This is a genomic window from Bacillus sp. 1A (assembly GCF_052682215.1).
Genome location: NZ_JBQYLZ010000001.1, coordinates 3939228 through 3960606, shown reverse-complemented (window position 1 = coordinate 3960606; position 21379 = coordinate 3939228). Strand labels below are relative to the sequence as shown.

At 31.9% G+C, this 21379-nt stretch carries 20 protein-coding genes, 1 pseudogene and 1 riboswitch; of the genes and pseudogenes, 17 read left to right on the top strand and 4 right to left on the bottom strand.

What is annotated here, in order from left to right:
- Positions 1–128: 128 nt before the first annotated feature.
- A complete protein-coding gene (locus ACUN0F_RS20220) occupies positions 129–332 on the top strand; it encodes a hypothetical protein (protein WP_000878362.1) in 204 nt (67 codons plus the stop codon).
- Between the two features lie 247 nt (positions 333–579).
- Here ACUN0F_RS20220 and ACUN0F_RS20215 read toward each other — a convergent pair whose 3' ends face one another.
- Complete coding sequence (locus tag ACUN0F_RS20215) at positions 580–792, bottom strand: hypothetical protein (protein ID WP_046953997.1); 213 nt, start codon at positions 790–792, stop codon at positions 580–582.
- Between the two features lie 225 nt (positions 793–1017).
- On the opposite strand from ACUN0F_RS20215, the gene ACUN0F_RS20210 reads away from it, so the two are divergent.
- From ACUN0F_RS20210 to ACUN0F_RS20185, 6 genes are all read left to right on the top strand, one after another.
- Complete coding sequence (locus ACUN0F_RS20210; RefSeq protein ID WP_445540022.1) at positions 1018–2022, top strand: DUF1835 domain-containing protein; 1005 nt, start codon at positions 1018–1020, stop codon at positions 2020–2022.
- A gap of 149 nt (positions 2023–2171) precedes the next feature.
- On the top strand, positions 2172–2576 hold the full coding sequence (locus ACUN0F_RS20205; protein ID WP_000282705.1) for a hypothetical protein: 405 nt from the start codon (positions 2172–2174) through the stop codon (positions 2574–2576).
- Positions 2577–2735: 159 nt separating this feature from the next.
- Positions 2736–3971, top strand: a complete 1236-nt coding sequence (gene cypA, locus ACUN0F_RS20200; RefSeq protein WP_046953999.1) for a cytochrome P450 — start codon at positions 2736–2738, stop codon at positions 3969–3971.
- Between the two features lie 266 nt (positions 3972–4237).
- The gene (locus tag ACUN0F_RS20195) at positions 4238–5521 is read left to right on the top strand and encodes an MFS transporter (protein ID WP_060486842.1); all 1284 of its coding nucleotides are present in this window, start codon (positions 4238–4240) and stop codon (positions 5519–5521) included.
- Positions 5511–6143: a Vat family streptogramin A O-acetyltransferase gene (locus ACUN0F_RS20190; protein WP_445540021.1), complete on the top strand. Its 633-nt coding sequence runs from the start codon at positions 5511–5513 to the stop codon at positions 6141–6143. The genes ACUN0F_RS20195 and ACUN0F_RS20190 overlap by 11 nt, the downstream gene beginning before the upstream one ends.
- A 70-nt stretch (positions 6144–6213) precedes the next feature.
- A complete protein-coding gene (locus ACUN0F_RS20185; protein WP_000046089.1) occupies positions 6214–6369 on the top strand; it encodes a DUF1540 domain-containing protein in 156 nt (51 codons plus the stop codon).
- 101 nt (positions 6370–6470) lie between these two features.
- Here ACUN0F_RS20185 and ACUN0F_RS20180 read toward each other — a convergent pair whose 3' ends face one another.
- Together ACUN0F_RS20180 and ACUN0F_RS20175 are read right to left on the bottom strand one after the other, a co-directional pair.
- The gene (locus tag ACUN0F_RS20180) at positions 6471–6902 is read right to left on the bottom strand and encodes a PadR family transcriptional regulator (protein WP_445540837.1); all 432 of its coding nucleotides are present in this window, start codon (positions 6900–6902) and stop codon (positions 6471–6473) included.
- 189 nt (positions 6903–7091) lie between these two features.
- Positions 7092–7613: a DinB family protein gene (locus ACUN0F_RS20175; protein ID WP_000568385.1), complete on the bottom strand. Its 522-nt coding sequence runs from the start codon at positions 7611–7613 to the stop codon at positions 7092–7094.
- Positions 7614–7870: 257 nt separating this feature from the next.
- Between ACUN0F_RS20175 and ACUN0F_RS20170 the strand changes: the two genes are divergently transcribed.
- The 7 genes and pseudogenes from ACUN0F_RS20170 to ACUN0F_RS20140 all read left to right on the top strand — a co-directional run bounded on the left by ACUN0F_RS20170 (position 7871) and on the right by ACUN0F_RS20140 (position 17126).
- On the top strand, positions 7871–8173 hold the full coding sequence (locus tag ACUN0F_RS20170; protein ID WP_000717614.1) for a hypothetical protein: 303 nt from the start codon (positions 7871–7873) through the stop codon (positions 8171–8173).
- 93 nt (positions 8174–8266) lie between these two features.
- Positions 8267–9132, top strand: a pseudogene (locus tag ACUN0F_RS20165) (cytochrome P450); the annotation flags it as partial.
- 264 nt (positions 9133–9396) lie between these two features.
- A complete protein-coding gene (locus ACUN0F_RS20160) occupies positions 9397–9975 on the top strand; it encodes a cysteine dioxygenase family protein (protein ID WP_088081252.1) in 579 nt (192 codons plus the stop codon).
- Between the two features lie 177 nt (positions 9976–10152).
- A complete protein-coding gene (locus tag ACUN0F_RS20155) occupies positions 10153–11004 on the top strand; it encodes a Cof-type HAD-IIB family hydrolase (RefSeq protein WP_431118907.1) in 852 nt (283 codons plus the stop codon).
- Between the two features lie 469 nt (positions 11005–11473).
- A complete protein-coding gene (locus tag ACUN0F_RS20150; protein WP_445540020.1) occupies positions 11474–13261 on the top strand; it encodes an ATP-binding protein in 1788 nt (595 codons plus the stop codon).
- A 222-nt stretch (positions 13262–13483) separates the two neighbouring features.
- Positions 13484–15610, top strand: coding sequence for a peptidoglycan D,D-transpeptidase FtsI family protein (locus ACUN0F_RS20145; protein WP_445540019.1), 2127 nt, complete (start codon positions 13484–13486; stop codon positions 15608–15610).
- Positions 15611–15947: 337 nt separating this feature from the next.
- The gene (locus tag ACUN0F_RS20140) at positions 15948–17126 is read left to right on the top strand and encodes a macrolide family glycosyltransferase (protein ID WP_445540018.1); all 1179 of its coding nucleotides are present in this window, start codon (positions 15948–15950) and stop codon (positions 17124–17126) included.
- 49 nt (positions 17127–17175) lie between these two features.
- Here ACUN0F_RS20140 and ACUN0F_RS20135 read toward each other — a convergent pair whose 3' ends face one another.
- On the bottom strand, positions 17176–17856 hold the full coding sequence (locus ACUN0F_RS20135) for an aspartate/glutamate racemase family protein (RefSeq protein WP_445540017.1): 681 nt from the start codon (positions 17854–17856) through the stop codon (positions 17176–17178).
- A gap of 153 nt (positions 17857–18009) precedes the next feature.
- Positions 18010–18125: riboswitch (SAM riboswitch) on the top strand.
- A gap of 138 nt (positions 18126–18263) precedes the next feature.
- Between ACUN0F_RS20135 and ACUN0F_RS20130 the strand changes: the two genes are divergently transcribed.
- The 3 genes from ACUN0F_RS20130 to ACUN0F_RS20120 are packed head-to-tail and all read left to right on the top strand — an operon-like array spanning position 18264 to position 21319.
- Entirely contained in the window at positions 18264–18812 is a 549-nt protein-coding gene (locus tag ACUN0F_RS20130) for an ECF-type riboflavin transporter substrate-binding protein (protein ID WP_001038206.1), read from the top strand.
- 10 nt (positions 18813–18822) lie between these two features.
- Entirely contained in the window at positions 18823–20526 is a 1704-nt protein-coding gene (locus ACUN0F_RS20125) for an ABC transporter ATP-binding protein (RefSeq protein WP_264461510.1), read from the top strand.
- Positions 20519–21319 (top strand): energy-coupling factor transporter transmembrane component T family protein, encoded by an 801-nt coding sequence (locus ACUN0F_RS20120; protein WP_264461509.1) that lies wholly within the window; start codon positions 20519–20521, stop codon positions 21317–21319. Before ACUN0F_RS20125 ends, ACUN0F_RS20120 begins: the two co-directional genes overlap by 8 nt.
- Positions 21320–21379: the final 60 nt, after the last annotated feature.

Sequence of the window (21379 nt, the reverse complement as noted above, 5' to 3'; positions counted from 1 at the left end):
TAGCTGCTTTTTATAAACTAAATAAACGTGAATTAGCAAGGAGTAAAAGTGAGAAATCTAGTAGTAAATAAAAAGGATGTAAGCGTCTTCTTATCGAAATATAGATTATTATGAAAGGCGGTGACACTATGAAGTATGTAAAAGTCTGTATGAATGGCGGAAGTGAACACAAATTCTCGATGACTTTAGATCGGTTTGAAGAACTTATTACTACAGAGAATGGACTATTAGAAAATAAATTAGTTAGTATTGAAAATGTAATGATTAATCCTACTAATATATCTTCTGTAGTTGAAAAAATTGGTGTACCGGCTAAGTTTATGGAAGCTTAAAAATTGGTATATAAAAAACATCCATAGGGATGTTTTTTTATGTATAAATATAATAATTATACAATTAATAAATGAGCAGAATTTTTAGCAATACGTATACATTTGATGTGTAATAGATGCACAATAAAATAAGTACAAGCATATATTATATTGTAGGACAAGACCTTCGTGTCCTACTTAATACTCAGAAAAAACCTCTATCACATGAGAGCATCCAATTGCAGGGTGCTCTTTTTTATCCCGTTCTTTAACTTTCAATTTTAAACATATCTTTGATGTTAATAAATATTAAAAATAATATAATAGCAAAAATTAAGTTAGATAAATAGAAATCTTGATGAAATAGTAGTTCAAAGATGACATCGAAAGCATATAAAAAGGCGATAGCAGGTAATATACAAATAAATATAAATCTCCAATTCTTCAGATAACTTTTGTAATTAGTAAATACTTTCTCCATACATATAACTCCTATTTTTTTATTTTCTATATAATTATACATTAAAATAAAAAGATTTACAAATATTTAGTAATTAAAAAGTGTATGGGAAGCTTTTGTTAAAATCTTATTTAGCTGTAGAAATCTGTGTAATAAATGATTTGAATTTTAAAAAACTTTTAAAGAACATTACTAAAATGATACACTATAATATACGTTATTTATGAAATGAATAGAGGGATTTGTGTGATAGATAAAATCAAAAATGTTGTAGAGGATATGTACGAAGATGAAGCAAAACATTTACTTCAAAGTATTCTAATTCAATTAAATTTATTAGAAGAAAATTATAGTGAAGATACCATTAAAAATTTAATGGATATTCCTAAACAACTAATGAGTAATACATCATATATAAGAAATGTAAAAGAAAGCACACACGTACATATTGCGTTTGATGATTCAACAGCTGGATGTTTAAAATATATGCTTAGTCAAGAAGAACAATTGGAAGAGAGAGTTGTCGCTTTTTCGGAATTCTTTTCAATTGGGCCGATAAACAAGTTACATATGAATGAGGGACAACTTGCAAGACAGAAATGGTTAGTAAACAACTTAACCGCTTATGATAGTTATTTTGAAGATAAGTATTTACCAAGATTTATGGAAACTATAGAAGAACTACATTCTATTCCTATTGAAACGCCTATTACGATTTGGAAAGCTAATAACGCACATGAACATGTAGGTCTATGTTTTGTTTTGGCGCAATTAAAAGATAAGAAAAACATACGAGTTATGAATACGTCTGAAGCGAGTAAAGAAATATTAAAACAAGAGTATGATATTCGTGGAACTGGAGAGTTAGCGCCTGAAAGTTTAGCTCTAATTCAAAAAAGTTTTGTAGAATTGCCGTATATAAGTGTAGAGAAGCGAATGAAGTTTGAACATGAGTGGGATAGTCTATCAAAGAGTACGAAATTTTTAAGAGTTTGGACAGACAATGAATTGCATTCTGTACAAGAAGATTATTTTGATCAATTTATTATTGAATGTGCGAAAAGTATAGGTGCTGATCGAGAATTCCTAAAAGCCCCTAGGATAATTGGTGAAGCACTTGGTCATGTAGAGCAGTTAGTTGGAGATACGTTTTTAGAATATCGCTTAAAGGAATTAATTAAACAAGAAGTATTTGAATTTGAAGGTTCGTTAAATGAAATGCGTTTTTATAGTGTGAAATTAAGAAAATAATACATCTATTCCGATTATGAAGAAGCTCGTATTTTTAAAATACAAGCTTTATTTTTTTGTTGAATTTAGGCTATACATAAGCTTCCTATAGGAGGCAAATCACATATGAATGTTAAAGGTACTGAATGAAAAGAAGGTGATTTTTTAATATGTATAACCAACAAAATTATCCATATGATCAAGGGGTGTATTATAATCCACAAAACTACGGGTATGAATCTGTAAATGAAGTGAGAGATATGGAACAAGAAGATTATAGACCAGATGATGCGGAAGATGCTCCAACGTCACCACCACCGTCTCAAGCGCCGGCGTTACCGTCTACATTTGCTTCTCCAGCACAAGCAGGGAATATGAAATCATGGATGTGTAACTGTCTAGGTAGATGGGGCTATTTACGTTTGCATCGTCCTGGACCTTTCGGAAGAGACTTATGGTTCTTTCCGACTGAAGTGAGGAGAAATGGGGTTTCAGGTTACACTTGGCAAGGTGGTCGTCGTCGTAAAGTAAGCTACCGCTATCAACAAATTAGTAATTTCATGTGCTTCGCATAAAGAAAAGTGAGAGAGTAGAAAGATTTTACTCCCTCACTTTTTTATTTTTCAATATATGAAGTAAGGTTTTGATTAAAAATTTACAATTTTCACGTTTTTATTAGAGTATAATGCATATGTTGGTTGGTTTTCAAAAACAAATGAGAGTGAGGGAATACGATGTCAATGAAAAACAAAGTTGGGCTAAGAATAGAGGATGGAATTAATTTAGCTTCAGCTCAGTTTAAAGAAGATGCATATGAAATTTATAAAGAATCTCGAAAAATGCAACCGATCTTATTTGTAAATAAAACTGAATTAGGTGCAGAGTGGCTTATTACAAGATATGAAGATGCTTTGCCACTATTAAAAGATAATCGCTTAAAAAAAGATCCGGCCAATGTATTTTCTCAAGATACATTGAATGTCTTTCTTACTGTTGATAATAGTGATTATTTAACGACGCACATGCTAAATTCAGATCCACCTAACCACAATCGTTTACGATCACTCGTACAAAAAGCTTTTACACCGAAGATGATCACGCAATTGGAAGGAAGAATACAGGATATTGCAGATGATTTGTTAAATGAAGTCGAGCGAAAAAGTTCATTAAATCTTGTTGATGATTACTCGTTTCCTTTACCAATTATTGTAATAAGTGAAATGCTCGGCATTCCAAAAGAAGATCAAGCGAAATTTAGAATTTGGTCTCATGCTGTCATTGCTTACCCAGAAACACCAGAAGAAATAAGAGAAACTGAAAAGCAACTATCTGAGTTTATTACATATCTTCAATATTTAGTTGATAATAAACGAAAAGAGCCAAAAGAAGACTTGGTGAGTGCATTAATACTTGCGGAAAATGAAGGGCATAAACTTAGCGCCCGAGAACTATATTCAATGATCATGTTACTAATTGTGGCGGGACATGAGACAACGGTAAATTTAATAACAAATACGGTATTAGCACTTCTCGAAAATCCGGATCAATTACAGTTATTAAAAGAAGATCCAAAATTAATTGATGCAGCTATTGAAGAAGGATTACGATATTATTCTCCAGTTGAAGTTACAACTTCAAGATGGGCAGATGAACCTTTTCAAATTCACGACCGAACAATCGAAAGAGGAGATATGGTTGTCATTGCATTAGCTTCTGCAAACCGTGATGAAACGGTATTTGAAAATCCGGAAGTATTCGATATTACTCGGGAGAATAATCGTCATATTGCCTTTGGCCATGGTAGCCATTTCTGCTTAGGTGCTCCACTTGCTAAGTTAGAAGCAAAGATTGCCATTACTACTTTATTTAATCGAATGCCTGAACTACAAATAAAAGGGAACCGTGAAGACATTAAATGGCAAGGTAATTATTTAATGCGTTCTTTAGAGGAATTACCATTAACATTCTAGAATATTTATTGTAGACATGCATACATAGAAAATGATTTACATAGAGTATGTATGTGTTATTTAAATTCGAAACGGAAGGGTGAAAACATCCCAATGATCAACTAATTCTATTTGTAAGAGATCTTCGTTAAAAAACGAAATATTCTTCTGAATAGGATTAGTCTGTGCATTTATAGAAAAGGGATGTATTTCGCTCTGCGAATATATAGTCTTTTTATATGATTTGTGCTGCCTCCTGTTCAGAACATGAAATAGGGGGCTTTTTTATGTCGACAAATGTAGTAACGAAACAAAACAATGGGGTATCACAAGTATTAAAAAATCGGTTTGTGCAAGGAATTCTTGCATCAGCACTATTTTTACAAATTGGAATATGGGTTCGGAACTTTGCGGTATTACTATATGTAATGGAAATGACGAAAGGTGATGCTTTTGCTATTTCAATGATTTCGGTTGCTGAGTTTGCTCCAATTTTCATCTTTTCCTTTATAGGTGGAACCTTTGCTGATAGGTGGAAGCCAAAGAAGACAATGATATGGTGTGAAACGTTAAGTTCCATTTCAGTATTCGCTGTATTAATTACACTTATGTTTGGAACATGGAAAATCGTGTTTTTTGTCACGCTTATTTCTGCAATCCTTTCGCAGTTTTCTCAACCATCAGGTATGAAATTGTTTAAACAGCATTTATCAACGGAACAAATCCAATTAGCGATGTCTATATATCAAACAATATTTGCGATTTTTATGGTGTTAGGACCGATTCTTGGAACATTTATCTTTCATAGTTTTGGAATTTATATTTCAATCATCATAACAGGTATCGCTTTTTTACTGGCAGCAGCTGTGTTGTTATTTCTTCCGAAAGATCTTGAGAATAAAAATGAGAAAAAAGAAATCACGTTGCTACAGGAAATGCTAGACGGTATTAAATACGTAAAAAAGAAAAAAGCATTAACTTTGTTAGGGCTTTGTTTTATGGCAGCAGGACTAGGTATAGGATTGATTCAGCCATTAGGTATATTTATTGTGACTGAGCAGTTAGGGTTATCAAAAGAGAGTTTGCAATGGTTACTAACAGTAAATGGCGCGGGTATGATTGTTGGCGGCGCTTTAGCGATGGTATTTGCGAAAAATGTTGCTCCGCAAAAGATGTTAATTGTAGGGATGCTCGGTCAGGCGATCGGCATTGGTATTATTGGCTATTCGACGAGCTTATGGGTGACACTTACAGCACAACTTTTTAGTGGGTTAGCTCTTCCATGTATCCAAATAGGTATTAATACGCTCATTATTCAAAATAGCGATACTGATTTTATCGGTCGTGTAAATGGCATTTTAAGTCCACTATTTACCGGTTCAATGGTAGTAACAATGAGTATTGCTGGTTCATTAAAAGAGGTGTTCTCATTAAGTACGATGTATGAGGGCACAGCTTTACTATTTATAATTGGATTATTATTTATTTTACCTATATACAATTTAAAGCCAGTAATAGCGGTAGAAAGTGAAATAAATGGTAAAGGAAGTGCTGTGCAACATGAATCCTAATCCAAATGTTAAATATCCTATTGAAGGAAATCAAAATGTCCATTTTATAAAAAATACAATAACGAAACCTAATATACTTGTTGGTGACTATTCTTATTATGATGCGAAAGATGGAGAAACATTTGAAGATCGAGTATTACATCATTATGAATTTCTTGGAGATCATCTTACTATTGGAAAGTTTTGTTGTATTGCAAATGGAGTTACCTTTATTATGAACGGAGCGAATCATCGGATGGATGGATTTTCGGCATATCCATTTAATATATTTGGGAATGGGTGGGAGAAGTATACACCTGATTTGTCTGATTTACCCTACAAAGGGGATACAGTTATAGGAAATGACGTATGGATTGGTATGGATACAACGATTATGCCTGGAATAAAAATAGGGGATGGTGCAATCATTGCAGCAAAATCTGTTGTGACTAGAGACGTCGCACCATATACAATTGTTGGCGGAAACCCTGCAAATAAAATAAAGGAACGATTTACAAATACAATAGTAGAAGAGTTATTGCAAATTCAATGGTGGCATTTTGATATTGAAAAAATAACTGAAAATATAGATGCTATTGTACAAGGAAATATTGAACCATTAAGAAAGCTAAAAAGGAAATAAAAAATGCATGACAAAGAGTATCATACCTCCGAATTTTGTTAATGATAATAGAACAAGGAGGTGTGATACTATGGCACAAGACGTTTTATGTGAAGTAAACAACTGTAAATTTTGGGCTAACGGCAATAAATGTAGTGCAGATGCAATTTATGTAGTAAGTCATAAAGGGAAACATGCATCAACTACGGAAGAAACAGATTGCAAAACTTTCGATCCAGAAGTATAAATTTTTGAAGGGTAGCCAAATCGTGGTTGCCCTTTTATTAATTATAGTATTGATAATAAATCTCATTTTCATTCATTGTTTTTAACTTTTCTTGTTAATTTTTATATTTTCTTTATAAGTGATGTAATCCAGAGCAATACGTGTTCTATACGTGATTTACTAAATTCAATGACTTCTGTAATAAAAGATGAGCTAACATGTAAAGATTGAATAGCAGTAAGCTGTTTATGTAGTACGTCTTGGCGTATTGTTAAAATTTCTTTTCTACCTTCGTAATCAAGTTTTTCAAATAGAGCGATACGTACAAGAAATTCTGCATTGTTTGTCGCAATTTTTTCAGGAAACTCTCTTAACATTTCTGAAAAAATTTCTTCACCTGTTTCAGTTATATCGTACATATTTCGGTTTGGCTTTCCGACTTGTTTATGTATTTTTTTCGTTATAGCACCCATATTTTCGAAGCGCCGAAGAGCGGGATACAGTGTATTGGGGTTCAGCCGAGATACGTGTAAAAACGGGTCATAAGCTGTAATGTATTTCCATTATTGGTTTTTTAGTTAAAAATATCTACCTCATGATTAATACAAAGCTGATTACCTATGCGCTATAAATGAACTGCCCCCTATTGTTAAACAAAACCTAGCAATTGGGGGCAGTTCATAGTTATCATTTGACTCTTCTAGTGACTTTCTCAAGTAAAGCACCCTTTGGTTGAATAAGATTTATTTATTCATTCCCATCAATCGCTTAATTGTTCTTATTTGTCCACGATGATTAATTTCGTCTTCCATAACGTGAAACCACAAGTAGTAATTATTATAAGGCACACCATTATCCCACTTGTTTTCCTCGAATAACCAGCTATCTTGTTTTGATTTCAGATATGTTAGTGTATTTTCTCTAACTTGTGATAATTCATTCAAATAATAATCTAAAGATTGCTTTTTTATTCCTTCCCTTGCTTTGTCTCCAAGTTCTAAAGAAATTCGCCACTTTAGATATTCACTTTCAGTTAAATCTCTTTTTTCAAACGAGATAACTTGATGAACAAACTCCATCGCTGCAATATGTGATAAGAGAGAACCAATAGTGTTTGAACTACCGTTTGGTAAGAAATCTAAATCACTTTGGTTTAAATTGGAGATTTCGCTCAATGTAACATCTCTTGTATGTTCAAGCATTGTTACAAGCTCTCCAATCTTATTTGAATAGTTTTCTCTTGAAATTATTCTATAATCTATCATATATATCCCTCCAATTCATGCTAAGCATAAGTTTACCAATAAAATAAAAAAAACAAAGTCTGAAAATTCATGTAAAATAATGATATAATTTAATTGAATATAAAGAAAAAGGAAACCTGTTTTTATCAGTGTTACCTTATCCAAGACTAAATTTTACCTATACATCATTTTTTTGATGTAGCTCTTGAAGATAAAAACTATTTAATTTTCAAGGAACAGTTATTAACTTAAAACTTATTATACGAGGAGGGTGTATCATGAAAAAAATATGCTTTGTATTAATTGTCGACGCTGGTATAAATTATGGTTCAATATTTTCTCTACCATTTTTAAGGAATCAGGATGATTTGAAGGAATATTTTTCTAAGTATTATGATGTTTCAATTAATTATATTAGGGATAAAAACTCAGTTGACTATTTGGTAGTTCCCAAACCGTGTCCACCTTTTGATAATGAAAATAATCTTCCAATAATTGAAGTACCAGCAATCTTATTTATGGAAAAGGATTTTGAAAAAATAAAGACTTATATAGACAATTATTTTTCTAATAACTCATAAAGAAAATAAAAGTACAGTAAAAAGAAGTCCGATAAAAAACGAGTGGCGTAGAATATTTCTATTAATCATTCGTTTTTTATTATATTTACATATCAGTCTATCGCAAATGAACTTGTACAACATATCGGGAAATATAGTGAGATTAATATCGTTGAAGAGTTTGCTGCACCTTTACCTGTTACCGTCATATCCGATTTATTAGGAGTGCCAACAACTGACCGTAAAAAATTAAAGAATGGTCTGATATTTTATTTATGCCATATAGTAAAGAAAAATTTAACGATTTGGATGTAGAAAAAGGAATTGCGTTAAATGAATTTAAAACGTACCTGCTTCCAATTGTTCAAGAGAAAAGATATCATTTAACCGACGATATTATTTCAGATTTAATACGAGCTGAATATGAAGGTGAAAGATTAACTGATGAAGAAATAGTTACTTTTTCTTTAGGCTTATTAGCGGCAGGTAATGAAACAATTACAAATTTAATTATTAATAGCTTTTATTGCTTTTTAGTGGATTCACCTGGAATATATGAAGAGTTAAGAAAAGAACCTACATTAATTTCAAAAGCGATTGAGGAAGTATTGCGCTATCGATTTCCCGTTACATTAGCTAGGAGGATTACAGAGGATACAAATATATTTGGGCCTTTTATGAAAAAGGATCAAATGATTGTTGCGTGGGTAAGTGCAGCAAATTTAGATGAGAAAAAGTTTTCGCAAGCCTCTAAATTTAATATACACCGAATAGGAAATGAAAAGCATTTAACATTTGGTAAAGGTGCTCACTTTTGCTTAGAAGCACCACTTGCACGTTTAGAAGCTGAGATTGCATTAAGAACTTTCATAAATGCTTTTGAAAAAATAGAGTTATCTCCATTGTTCAATTTAGAAAAATGTCTATTGGAAAATGAACAAACGTTAAATTACTTACCTATTCTTTTGAATAATAGGTAAATCGATCAGCAAGGTACAAATTTACTGTACCTTGTTTTTTTATCCCGCTTTAATGGGCAGTAAGACCCCCACCTCAAAATGCAGCGAAATTAAAGAATTTAGGTGGGGGATCAACTGCCCATAAAAGTCCGATTGGTTCAACTAATAATCAGTTGGGGATGAACAAAATCCCCACTGATTAAAGTTTCACTTTATTTCTCAATTGTAAATTTTTAGTTAGTTATTTAGTATGGAGGTGTGTGAAAAGAATGGAGGAGGACGCTTATGTTAACGTGTAATGGAAGTAAAACGTTTCAAACATTTATTAAAGCTGTAACGGATTTAATGGATAGTAATTTATTAGAAGATCAAATTGTTTGTGCGATTGAAAAATTACTAGAAGAACTTTTAGAAAAGAAAACATGGCTTCCGTTAGAAAAACAGAAGGCGAATTCGGCTCAATACGCACGACATTTGTTATATGAAGATCCTTTTAATCGTTTTGAAGTATTAGCTCTTGTATGGAAAGATGGACAATCTACACCTTTACATGATCATGATGGTACATGGGGAGTAGAAGGCGTTTTTACAGGGAGGATAATGGTGCAAAACTTTATACAAACGAAGCAGTTTGAAAATTCACTTGTTTATTTAACACATACAGGAAATCTTTATTTGGGAGAAGGAGAAACCGATAAAGTCATTCCACCAGCTGATTGTCATATTCTTGAAATAGCTGAAAATGAAAGCGTTGTCACTATTCATATTTACGGAAAGCGCTTAGAAAAGTTTAAAATATATGTCCCAACTGAAGAAAAGAATGTGTACATGTGTGAGACAAAATATATTAGTTATAGTTCATAGTTTAAAATCAAAAGCTTTTCTTTAAAAAGAAAAGCTTTTGATTTTATTTTTAATTATTTCTTGACCTGAAACGCTTTTCATAAATTATAAATAAGGAGTACTTCACGAAATCAGTATGAAAACGATACCTTTCGTTTAATATAAATTCGTGTATATATAGAAAGTGGTGAAGAAATAATGAAATTAATTGCAATTGATTTAGATGGAACTCTTCTTTCGGGAAATAAAATGATTAGTAAAGAGAATGCAGAAGCAATTCAAAAATGTCAGGAAGCGGGTCATGTTGTAGCAATTTGTACAGGACGTTCTATCGTCGATATTGAAAGATTGTTGTTAGAAGTTAATTTAGAGTGTCCAATTATTGCGGAAAATGGTGCGCTTATATATAAAGATAAAAAAATGATGAAGAGATATCCAATTCAAAATATGCAAGCACTTGAGATTGTAGAATATCTTGAAGAGAATGGCTTATATTATCAGCTTTATACTGATAAAGGTGTGTATGTACCGGATTATGGAGTAGAGAGTGTACGTAATGAAATTGAGTATGTGAAGAATTCAAGAGAAAATTTCGACTTGAAAGAATTAGAAACGATCGCAGCTTTATACCTTGAGCATACAGCGTTTCATAGTGCAGAAAGTTGTAAACCGATTGTAGAAACTGATATACATGTGCATAAGCTTTTACCATTTTCTTATGACATAGAAAAATTAAAAAAGTTAAAAGCAGCGTTTCTGCATAATACTGATTTAGCAATTACATCTTCCTATTGGCATAATTTAGAGATTAATCATCGAGATGCTCAAAAAGGAAATGGATTATATACTTTAGCAGAACATCTAAATATTCCAGTTGAAAATACTGTAGCGATAGGTGATGGGCTAAACGATGTATCCATGATGGAAAAAGCAAACATATCAATTGCAATGGGGAACGCAGTCGAAGAAATAAAAGCAATGTGTAAATACGAAACTTTATCAAATGAAGAACACGGTGTTGCACATGCTTTATATAAATATGTAATGTAATATAAAAAGAAAAAAAGAATCCAAATGGATTCTTTTTTTCTTTTTATTAGAGGTAAGGTATTCTATGAGATTCATAGAAGCCTTATTACTTTTTATTATATAGAATATATTGGAATAAATGTTTATATTTTTCATATTAATTGTGAAAAATTTATGAACTTTGTATTTTTTGTATTTTTTGTATTTTTATACTACTAAAATCGATGTGTATGACTCTGATATTAAAATCCGATTTCTGCATGAGTACCCGTTTTAGGTTGGTCGTACATTCAGAATTAATATGTGATGAACAAAATACGTACTGATTAAGGATTCATTTTATACGCTAATTCTTCTCTATTTTAATTGAAAAATAAAATTTATTCGAATAATTATTCTGCAGCTATATACCTAAAGGCACATTCTACGTATAATGGAGAAGTATAAATTTTGAATTTGTATTAATTTTACATATTGAGGTGAAAAAGGAATGAATGCGCGGCTAATGGAACTTATTGATGTGAGTACAATAGAAACCATGGCAGAACAGTTTTATAAATTAACCAACATATCACATCAACTTCTTGATGCTGAAAAAGAATGTATATTTTCTTTTGGAATAAATGAAATGAAAATATGTAAACTTCCCAAAATTGAAATCCCCATTTTTTTATACAATCAACATTTAGGATCTTTTGTAGTATGGTCAAACAAAAGTGACATTTTCAATTGTCAAAAATACTTTGAAATGCTTTCAAATCTAATTATAGATGGAGCAACAAAAATATTTCAAAGTAAAAATTCAACATTGCTCTCTCGAAAAGAAGAGGAATTACATACGATTTTACAAAATATGCCCGTTATGGTTGATGCGCTTGATTATAATGGAGATTTTGTTCTGTGGAATCGTGAGTGTGAAATTGTAACAGGTTATACCGCTGAAGAAATAATAGGGAATCCACATGCACTTCAATTATTGTACCCTGATCATGATTATCGTCACCAAATACAAACGAAATTTTTAACTTGTGGAAAAAATTTCAGAGATTGGGAAATGCACTTAACATGTAAAAATGGTGAAACCAAAACAATCATGTGGTCCAATATTTCAGAACAGTTTCCTGTAAAAGGATATAGCTACTGGGCTGTTGGTGTAGATATTACACATTTAAAAGCGATAGAAGAGCAGTTAAAACAACAAACGTCTGAATTGGAATTGATTTTTAAGGCTTTACCGGATTTATGTTTCTTAACAAAAGATGATGGCACAATTATAGATTATAAAGCAGGATCTCCTACAAAATTTTACGTACCGGCACAAGCTTTTATGGGAAAAAATTTTTTCGAAGTATTACCATCGCCAGTGGCGCAGCAGTTTCAGGAAGCAATTCTTCAAGTGAAGGAAAAAGCAACGAATGTAATTGTTGAATACCCACTTACAATTAATGATAGTGTTAATTTCTTTGAAGCCAGATGTTTACCATTATTACATGATAAAATTATGATCATTGTACGTGATATTACAGAACGGAAAAAGACAGAAGAATTGCTAAATAAGTCAGATACACTTGCAGCAATCGGTCAATTAGCAGCTGGTGTTGCTCATGAAGTGAGGAACCCATTGACAGTTATTAAAGGGTTTATACAGTTATTCCAAATTAATAAAGAAGATCAAGAAAAATATTTTGATTTAATGCTTTCTGAAATTGATAGAATAGAAGCGATTCTTCAAGAGTTTTTATCAATCGCTAAAACAGATGAAATAAATACAGAACAAAAAAATATTTATCAAATTTATAAAAATGTCGTTTCATTAATGAATACAAAAGCAATTATGACGAATATTCAAGTAGAACTATATGCAGACACCAAAGATATAAGTATTGAGTGCTCAGAAAATCAATTGAAACAAGTGTTTATTAATATTTTGCAAAATTCAATCGAAGCTATGACAGATGGCGGGAAAATTACAATTCATATTAAAGAGATAAACGATGAAGGTGTTATTATTCATGTAATTGATGAAGGAATAGGGATACCTGAAGATAGAATTAAGAGATTAGGTGAGCCTTTTTATAGTACGAAAGAAAAAGGTACCGGTATCGGATTAATGTTAAGTTATAAAATCATTGAAAGTCATCAAGGAAATATAAGTATTATGAGTGAAGTTGGAGTCGGGACAACAGTAACGATTTACTTGCCGAAAGCTCAGAGCGAAAAATCTCTATCAAATTATGATGATAGATTCGAATCAATACGTCCAATTATTAACTCTTAAATTACTAAATCCCCAATAACCAAAAGCTTAACTTTTGGTTATTGGGGATTTTTATATTTAATTTAGTAAACTTTACCTTTTCTTAACCTTTGTTTTAATTTCTATTAAGTTTTTATTAGTATATTAATATTTGTGCAAAGTACTGTATAGAAAATGTGCATTACTTTTAATATATAGATTCAATTATTAGTAGGAATTCGGTAAGGAGGAGATTATGACAAGGTGAAAAAGCATGAGAAAAAAAGTGGTAGAGCAATACCGACGCGGTTAAATATTTTATTTCTTTGTGTATTTTTATTATTTTCTGCAATGATTATACAGTTAGGTAAAGTGCAAATTTTCGATGGAGAGACTTATAAAAATGAAGTAGAAAAGAGAGAAAATGCAACTGTGAGCCTATCTGTCCCACGCGGAAAAATATTTGATAGAGAAGGCAATCCAGTAGTTGATAATAAATCTTTACGTACAATTACATATACAAAGATGAAAGGTGTAAAATCAGAAGATATATTAAAAACTGCAAGACAACTTGCAGACATAATTGAAATGCCGCAAGAAGATATAGATAAGTTAAATGAGACAGATAAGAAAGATTTTTGGATGCAATTAAATCCGAAACTGGCTGAAAATCTAGTATCGAAAAAAGAAATAGATACATTTAGAGAAAAGGATATTAGCGGCAAGAAGCTAGATAAAAAAATAGAAGAGTTAAAAAGAAAACGGGTTACAGATAAAAATCTTCAGGAATTAACAGAGAAAGATATAAAAGTGTTAGCTATTAAAAGTAAGATGACTTCTGGTTATCAAATGGCTCCTCAAATTATTAAAAAAGATGTTAGTGAAAAGGAATTTACTATAATTAGTGAAGGTTTAGCGAATCTCCCAGGTGTAGACGTATCGGTGGATTGGGAGAGAGTGTATGTAAATGATGGATTATTCCGATCTGTTCTTGGAAATGTTTCTAATTCCGATGAAGGATTACCAAGTGAACGATTAGATTATTACTTGGTACGTGATTATAGCCGAAATGATAGGGTTGGAAAAAGTTATATCGAGCAGCAATATGAAGATGTACTTCATGGTACAAAAAAAGAAGTAAGAAGCGTTGCAGATAAACAAGGTAATACAATTAGAACGGAAACCGTTTCTGAGGGAAAGAGCGGTAAGAATTTAACTTTAACAATAGATATGGAATTACAGAAGAAAGTAGAAGAAAGTATTGAAAAAATATTAAAGGCATATAAAGCGTCAGAATCCATGTTGGACCGTGCTTTCGTTGTAATGATGAATCCGAAAAACGGACAAGTATTATCTATGGCCGGGAAAAGACTTGTAGAAAAAGACGGAAAAACAGAAGTTGAAGACTATGCATTAGGCACAATGACTAGTTCTTATGAGCTTGGATCAACAGTTAAAGGTGCGACAGTTTTAACTGGATTTGAAACGAAAGCTATAACACCAGGTACATATTTTTATGATGCACCTATGAAGTTTAAAGGAACTAAGGAAAAAAAGTCTTGGAAAAAGTTTGGAAATATCGATGATTTAAGAGCGTTACAAGTCTCTTCAAACGTGTATATGTTTCATACAGCATTAAAAATTGCAGGTGTAGATTATGTGAAAAATAGTTCATTAAATATTAAACAGGAGTACTTTGATAAAATGAGGTATTATTTCAGGCAATTTGGATTAGGTGTTCCAACGGGTATTGATTTACCGAATGAAACAGCTGGACAAATTGGTAAAAAAGATAATCAACCTGGTTTCTTACTAGACTACTCAATTGGCCAGTATGACACCTATACGCCACTTCAGCTTGTACAGTATATTTCAACAATCGCAAACGGTGGATATCGAATGAAGCCACAAATTGTTCAAGAGGTAAGAGAGCAAACGTCGCAAAAAGATGAGATTGGTAAAGTGGTGCATTCAGTAGAACCAATCGTTTTAAATAAGATAGATATGAAAGAGGAATATATAAATCAAGTAAAAGAAGGATTTAGAAAGGTATTCCAAGAAGGTGATGGAACAGGAGTAAGGGCGTTCCAAAAAGCATCTTATAAGCCAGCAGGTAAAACAGGGACAGCACAGACAGTATACGGTGGAGAAAGTGATATTGGAAGAAATGAAAAAGGTGAGCGAAGAGAATGTTATAATTTAACGTTAGCAGGATATGCGCCGTATGATAATCCTGAAGTAGCATTCTCTGTAGTTGTGCCGTGGGTTATTAATGATAAATCTGGTATTAACTCTGATATTGGAAAAGAAGTTTTAGATGCTTATTTTGAATTGAAAAATAAGAGATTGACTGGAGAAACTATAAAAATAGATAGCTCTCAAGAAGGTTAAAAACATATGAAATAGTACAGAAACTAGAATCGACTTATTTAGAAATAGGTTCAAAATGGGTGATAGAGAGGTAAAATCATTCTATCAATTATTCACATTTTATAAAATAAATCATATATTGATAGCATAGGACAAGCTGAAATGCTTATTCTAACCTCACAGAACACTCCTTATCACGGTTTGGCATCTACTTATGTAGATGCCTTTTTTAATTTAATCACTAACAATTATTTATCAACCTAAAGTAGCAAGCATATTAGGACTATTAGGTGAAGGTTGACGGTAATAATTACAGTATGCTTAATAAGCGAATTGAAATGTAAGGAGTGAGAAATAAGTGCTAAATATTTTAGTGGTTAATTTTCCAGCAGAGGGACATGTAAATCCTACATTAAGTTTAGTCAAAGCCTATACTGAACGAGGTGATCACGTACATTATATTACGACAGAACAATTTAAAGGCAGAATTGAAGATTTGGGAGCTACTGTATATACACATCCAGATTTATTAAAGGAGATTTCTATTGATTCTGAAACTCCAGATGGGCTGAATTCTTTCTTTCGTGTACATGTTCAAACTTCTTTATATATATTAGAAATTACGAAACAATTATGTGAAAACATACATTTTGATTTCGTAATTTATGATATATTTGGCGCTGGAGAGTTAGTAAAGGAGTATTTACATATTCCAGGCATAGTTTCTTCTCCTATATTTTTAATTCCTCCAAATTTTTTGGAAACATTACCTTTTCATCCAAATGCAGAAATACCATTCCAACCTGATAAAATTTCTGAACAGTTACTATATCAAATGGAACATGAATTTGGAGTAACGCCTAAAAATAATCTTCAATTTATGCATAACAAGGGAGATATTACTCTTGTGTACACAAGTCGCTATTTTCAACCTAATAGCGATTTATTTGGAAGAAATAACATTTTTATTGGTCCTAGTATTTCAAATCGTAAAACAAATGTAGAGTTTCCACTTGAATTGCTTAAAGGTAAAGAAGTTATATATATTTCAATGGGGACACTGCTTGAAGGGCTTGAACCATTCTTTAATACGTGCATTGATACTTTCTCGGATTTTGATGGAATAGTTGTAATGGCAATTGGTGATAGAAATGATCGTTCTAAAATTAAGAAAGCGCCAGACAATTTTATAATTGCTTCATACGTACCCCAATCAGAAATATTAAGTGAAGCAGATGTTTTTATTACACATGGCGGCATGAACAGCGTACACGATGCTATTTATTTTAATGTTCCATTTGTCATTATTCCACATGATAAAGACCAACCAATGATAGCGCAAAGATTAACTGAACTTGAAGCAGCACATCGGTTATTGAAAGAGAATGTTAATGTGCAAACGTTAAAAGAAGCGGTAACAGATGTTCTTTCAAATAAAAAGTATAAGCATGGTATACGAAAACTGAATGATAGTTTTTTAGAATGTGGTGGTTCAAAAGAAGCAATTGCAGTGATTACATCTCTTTTAAATAAATAGTTTAGACAATATAAAAGCATAGAGGCACTACCTTTATGCTTTTATATTATTATACTGCAAACTGCACAGCAGTATTTGCATGTAAAAAAGCGGTATCAAAAACAGGTACAGTAAGGTCGTTTTGGGAAATGAGTAATGGTATTTCAGTGCAGCCTAGCAATATACCTTCTGCGCCATTTTGAATTAATGAGTTTGTGATTTGTAAAAGTTTTTCTTTTGATGTTTTTGAAATAATTCCTTTACTTAATTCATTTAAAATAACATGATGAATAAAATTTCTTTCCTCTTCAGTTGGGATGATTGTCTCAATATTAAAATTTGCTAGACGTGATTTATAGAAGTCTTGTTCCATCGTTTGTTTCGTACCCAATAGTCCGATACGCTTTATATTCTGTTCTACCATTTCTTTAGCACTTACATCACCAATGTGAAGAAGTGGAATAGATATTGCATTTTCTACTTCTTCAGCAAATAAATGGACCGTATTGGAACACATTAATAAACAATCAGCTCCGGATTTTTCAACCTTTTTTGCAACTGTGACTAATTCGTTTTTCACTTCTTCATATTGATGATTTTGTAATAAAGTAGTTACTTCACCAAAGTCCATGCTATATAAAACAAGCTTCGCATTTTGATCATATTGAGAGAGTGTAAGTGTATTAATATGTTTATAGTATAACGATGTAGATTCCCAACTTAGTCCACCAATTAAACCGATTACTTTCATCGTACATTCCTCCCGTAACTATTTTGAATTCATTATTTCACAATTCCGATAAGAATACAATGATTTAAATGTACCGTTAAACGAAAAATAAAAATAATTAGAAAAGTGTTGAAATTTATACTTATTAGTGCCATAATACGAATTACAAATTAATACTTATCCAGAGAGGTGGAGGGAACGGCCCTATGAAACCTCAGCAACCCCTATATAAATTTATAGGAAGGTGCTAATTCCGCAGAGGACACGATGTGTTTTTTGGAAGATAAGAGGATTCTTGAACGTGAAGAAAATGACCTCTTATGTAAGGGGTCATTTTTTGTTGTATAGAAAGGGAGTGTCGATGCATAATTCATTTTCAAAATAAATATAGAGTAATAAAAGTTGACTAATACGGGAGGGGGATTGTAATGAACAAATTATCAACAAAGTTAGTAGTAGCAATCGGAATTGGAGCAGCATTATACGGGATATTAGGACTTTGGGGATTTTCTATTGCACCCAATACATTTATTAAACCTGCATTAGCTATTTTAACCGTTTTTGGAGCGTTATTTGGTCCAGTGGCAGGACTTTTAATAGGACTTATCGGTCATACCGTAACAGATACAATCGCTGGTTGGGGTATTTGGTGGGGTTGGGTTATTAGTTCAGGCATTATCGGCTTTGCAATGGGCCTCATTCAAAAAAGAGTTAGCTTTAGTGTGAAAAACGGGACGTATAATAAGCGGGATATTTCTTATTTAGCCATTACTGGGTTAATTGGTATTGTCATTGCTATTATATTTGCTGGGGCATTCGATGTTATTGTGATGGGAGAACCATTTGACAAAATTGTTATACAAGTATTAGGAGCAACAATTGCTGATGTTATTGTATTTTTAGTTCTTGGATTGCCAATTACAATAGGTCTAGCTAAATCTAATAAGAAACATACACATTTAAAAATTGAAAAGTAGGGATGTTAACATGCAACCAATCATTTCTTTTGAACAATTCAGCTTTCAATATGAACATGCTGCGCAGCCTACTGTAAAAGACATTACATTTCATATATACCCTGGAGAAAAAGTACTAATTGCTGGACGGAGTGGTTCAGGGAAGTCAACGTTAGCTCATTGTATAAATGGGCTAATCCCCTTTTCTTATGAAGGGATTAGTACTGGTAATATTTTAATTGCCGGAAAAGACCCGAGGAAAGAGAGTGTTTTTGAACTGAGTAAACAGGTAGGAACAATTTTGCAAGATCAAGATGCTCAATTTATTGGTCTTACAGTAGAAGAGGACGTAGCTTTTTATTTAGAAAATGAATGTGTAAATCAAGATGATATGAAAAAGATTGTTTCGGACTCATTAAAAAAGGTAAAGATGCATGCTTTTCATAAACAAAGTCCACATGAATTATCAGGAGGGCAAAAACAAACTGTTTCTTTAGCAGGTTTGTTAACAACAAATGCTGATATATTATTGTTCGATGAACCGTTAGCAAATTTAGATTCAGCAAGTAGTTTACATACGATAGAACTTATTAAAGGCATACATAAACAATATAATAAAACAATTGTAATTATTGAACATCGAATAGAAGAAATGTTAAACCTGGATTTAGATAAAATCATTTTAATGAATGAAGGGGAAATTGTTGCGATAGGGACACCAGAAGAGATTTTAGCGTCAAATATATTACCATCTATCGGCTTAAGAGAGCCTATGTACGTAGAAGTATTAAAGAAATTGCCGTTTGATGGTAATAATGACGTAATATATTACCCGCTTGAAAATCTTCAAAGAGAAAGTGTTCGTAGCGTAATAGATGAGTGGATGGAGAAGCAAGTTTCTTTTAAAGGTACTCCTACAAAAAAAGAATTATTGAAAGTAGAGAATTTGTCATTCTCCTATCCTAATAAACAAAAAGTATTGGACAATGTAAATTTCTCTATATATGAAGGTGAAATTGTAGCACTTTTGGGCCATAATGGAGCCGGTAAATCAACATTAGCTCATAGTCTTATAGGCATAAACAAAACAAAAAATGATAGGATTGTATTTGATGAAGTAAATATCAATTCTTGGTCTATTCGTAAACGTGGTGAGGTTATATGTTATGTGATGCAAAATCCAAATCAGATGATTACACAACCTACTGTTATAGAAGAGGTTTCATTTTCATTAAAATTAAAAAAGGTTTCAAAGGAAGAAATTAAGCTTAGAGCGGAAGAAACATTAAAACTTTGTGGTTTGTATCCATTTCGAAATTGGCCAATTCAGGCATTAAGTTATGGACAAAAGAAGAGAGTAACGATTGCATCTGTACTAATAGCAAATCCGAAACTTATCATATTAGATGAACCGACAGCGGGACAAGATTATTATCATTATAAACAGTTTATGTCGTTTATTAGAAAACTAGCTGTAAAGGGAATATCTTTTATTTTTATCACACATGATATGAATCTCGCTTTAGAATATGCAGACAGAGCGATTGTTCTAGATGAAGGGGAAATTATTGCGAATAATTCCGCGTGCGTTGTATTAGGGGATACAGAAACGTTACAAAGGGCGAACCTAAGGGAAAGTTCTTTATTCAAACTAGTTAAATTTAGTGGAATTTCATATCCTGAAAGGTTTATGGAACATTATTTTGAGGATATTAGGAGGGAGGAAGGTGTATAGTACATATTTTCATCGCATGGATGAAGCAGTGAAATTGTTGTTATTTATTTTTTGTATGACACTTACTTTTTTGTTTTTTGATTTTCGTATATTGCTATTTGTATTTATGATTGGATGTATCGGACTTCTAGTTGCTAAAATCCCATTTCGTAAAATTTGCCTTGTTTTTACTGTTATATTTACATTTAGTTTATTAAATTCTGTCATGATTTTATTTATTACACCAACTCATGGATCTGAATTAACCGAATCATATACTTCGTTTTTACATATTGGATATGCAACAATTACATATGAAACATTATTTTATGCAGCTACACTTTCATTAAAATATTTTACGTTATTACCATTTACACTTATTTTTATATATACGACTGATCCAAGCAAATTTGTGAGTAGCTTAAGTAAATTTCGAATTCATTATAAGATTACATATGCAATAAATATTGCATTACGTTACATACCTGATATTCAGTCCGAATATAAAGTTATTAAACATGCACAAGAGACGAGAGGAGTAGCTTTTGAAAAAGGAGAAGCAAGTTTATGGATTCGTATGAAAAACCGTGTCTTAATTTTTTGGCCTTTAATTATTCATTCACTAGATAGAATCGATACAGTTTCAAATGCAATGGATTTAAGAGGATTTGGAAAGAAGAATACACGAACGTGGTTTTATACAAATAAAGCGAAAAGCGGGGATTTCATTGCTTTATTTGTAGGTATTTTTATTTTCATTGTTGCAGTGTATTTAAAGTTACATGTATTTCAAAACTTTTGGTATCCATTTTAAAGCACTCTCAAATGAGTGCTTTTACTTATTTTTATGTGGACATGCTCAAAAAAGGGATAT

Bases quoted from the DNA above. Each gene is read 5' to 3' on its own strand.
- ACUN0F_RS20185 (WP_000046089.1), top strand. From the start codon at position 6,214: ATGGCACAAGACGTTTTATGTGAAGTAAACAACTGTAAATTTTGGGCT.
- cypA (WP_046953999.1), top strand. From the start codon at position 2,736: ATGTCAATGAAAAACAAAGTTGGGCTAAGAATAGAGGATGGAATTAAT.
- ACUN0F_RS20215 (WP_046953997.1), bottom strand. From the start codon at position 792: ATGGAGAAAGTATTTACTAATTACAAAAGTTATCTGAAGAATTGGAGA.
- ACUN0F_RS20135 (WP_445540017.1), bottom strand. From the start codon at position 17,856: ATGAAAGTAATCGGTTTAATTGGTGGACTAAGTTGGGAATCTACATCG.
- ACUN0F_RS20195 (WP_060486842.1), top strand. From the start codon at position 4,238: ATGTCGACAAATGTAGTAACGAAACAAAACAATGGGGTATCACAAGTA.
- ACUN0F_RS20190 (WP_445540021.1), top strand. From the start codon at position 5,511: ATGAATCCTAATCCAAATGTTAAATATCCTATTGAAGGAAATCAAAAT.
- ACUN0F_RS20205 (WP_000282705.1), top strand. From the start codon at position 2,172: ATGTATAACCAACAAAATTATCCATATGATCAAGGGGTGTATTATAAT.
- ACUN0F_RS20155 (WP_431118907.1), top strand. From the start codon at position 10,153: ATGAAATTAATTGCAATTGATTTAGATGGAACTCTTCTTTCGGGAAAT.
- ACUN0F_RS20220 (WP_000878362.1), top strand. From the start codon at position 129: ATGAAGTATGTAAAAGTCTGTATGAATGGCGGAAGTGAACACAAATTC.
- ACUN0F_RS20170 (WP_000717614.1), top strand. From the start codon at position 7,871: ATGAAAAAAATATGCTTTGTATTAATTGTCGACGCTGGTATAAATTAT.
- ACUN0F_RS20175 (WP_000568385.1), bottom strand. From the start codon at position 7,613: ATGATAGATTATAGAATAATTTCAAGAGAAAACTATTCAAATAAGATT.
- ACUN0F_RS20150 (WP_445540020.1), top strand. From the start codon at position 11,474: ATGAATGCGCGGCTAATGGAACTTATTGATGTGAGTACAATAGAAACC.
- ACUN0F_RS20130 (WP_001038206.1), top strand. From the start codon at position 18,264: ATGAACAAATTATCAACAAAGTTAGTAGTAGCAATCGGAATTGGAGCA.
- ACUN0F_RS20125 (WP_264461510.1), top strand. From the start codon at position 18,823: ATGCAACCAATCATTTCTTTTGAACAATTCAGCTTTCAATATGAACAT.
- ACUN0F_RS20160 (WP_088081252.1), top strand. From the start codon at position 9,397: ATGTTAACGTGTAATGGAAGTAAAACGTTTCAAACATTTATTAAAGCT.